This window comes from Streptomyces corynorhini (genome assembly GCF_003346515.1).
GTDB classification, from domain to species: Bacteria; Actinomycetota; Actinomycetes; order Streptomycetales; family Streptomycetaceae; genus Streptomyces; species Streptomyces corynorhini.
The window spans coordinates 1-1,289 of sequence record NZ_QQNA01000461.1 but is presented as its reverse complement, the minus strand read 5'-3'; the positions used below and the strand labels follow the sequence as shown (position 1 = coordinate 1,289).

At 72.6% G+C, this 1,289-nt stretch carries 1 protein-coding gene and 1 pseudogene; both read right to left on the bottom strand.

What is annotated here, in order from left to right; translation table 11 throughout:
• Window positions 1-91, bottom strand: a pseudogene (locus tag DVH02_RS34510) (orotidine-5'-phosphate decarboxylase); the annotation flags it as partial.
• A gap of 16 nt (window positions 92-107) precedes the next feature.
• Window positions 108-1,217 carry a quinone-dependent dihydroorotate dehydrogenase gene (locus DVH02_RS34505; protein ID WP_114627759.1) on the bottom strand — a complete coding sequence of 370 codons (1,110 nt, stop codon included), beginning with the start codon at window positions 1,215-1,217 and terminating at the stop codon, window positions 108-110.
• Between the last annotated feature and the right edge of the window lie 72 nt (window positions 1,218-1,289).

Here is a 1,289-nt window from a genome sequence, read left to right as displayed (position 1 = left end):
GGGTGAAGCGCTCCAGGCCCGCGATGTCGTCGGTCAGCCCCCAGTCCGTGAGCAGCGAGCCGTGCGGGTCGATGCCGACGCAGAGCGGGCCTGGGAATCCTGGGCGTTCACGCGGTCACCTTCCGGGTGTCGGCGCCGACGGCCTCGGCGAGGGTCGCGTACGGGGAGAGCGCGAGCCGCGCCGCGAGCCCCTGGTGGATCGCGCGGCTCCAGAACGGGCCCCGGTAGATGAAGGCGCTGTAGCCCTGCACCAGCGTGGCACCCGCCAGGACGCGCTGCCAGGCGTCCTCGGCGTCCTCGACGCCTCCGACGCCGACCAGGGTCACGCGGTCGCCCACCCGCGCGTAGAGGCGCCTGAGGACCTCCAGGGAGCGCGCCTTGAGCGGCGCGCCCGAGAGCCCGCCCGTCTCGGCGGTGAGCGCGGGGTCCGAGGCCAGGCCCAGGGTGTCGCGGGCGACGGTGGTGTTGGTGGCGATGATGCCGTCCAGGCCGAGTTCCACCGCGAGGTCGGCGACCGCGTCGATGTCCTCGTCCGCCAGATCGGGCGCGATCTTGACGAGGAGGGGGACGCGTCGGCCGGTGACGGTGCGGTCGGCGGCTTCCCGTACGGCGGTGAGCAGCGGTCGCAGCTGGTCGACGGCCTGGAGGCCGCGCAGTCCCGGGGTGTTGGGCGAGCTGACGTTGACGACGAGGTAGTCGGCGTGGCGGGCCAGCCGCTCGGTCGAGCGTACGTAGTCGGCGGTCGCCTCGCTCTCCGGGACGACCTTGGTCTTGCCGATGTTGACGCCGACGGTGGTGCGGAAGACGGCTCTGCGGGCCGCCAGCCGGGCCGCCACGGACGCGGAGCCCTCGTTGTTGAAGCCCATCCGGTTGATCAGCGCGCGGTCGGGCACGAGCCGGAAGAGGCGCTTGGGCGGGTTGCCGGGCTGCGGTTCGCCGGTGACCGTGCCGATCTCGACGTGGTCGAAGCCGAGCATCGCCATGCCGTCCACGGCGACGGCGTTCTTGTCGAAACCGGCGGCGAGACCGAAGGGGCCGTGCATCCGCAGCCCGAACGCCTCGGTGCGCAGCTCCTCGAAGCGCGGGGCGAGGGCGGCGGCGACGAAGGTGCGCAGGACGGGGACGCGGGCGGCGCACCGGATCCAGCGGACGGCCAGGTGGTGGGCGCGCTCGGGGTCCATGCGACGGAAGACCAGCTGGAAGAAGATCTTGTACATGTGGGTGGTGTGTCCTCTGCGGAGGTCATGAGGGCGGAGGTCATGTGGCCGGGTGTCATCAGGGCGGACGTC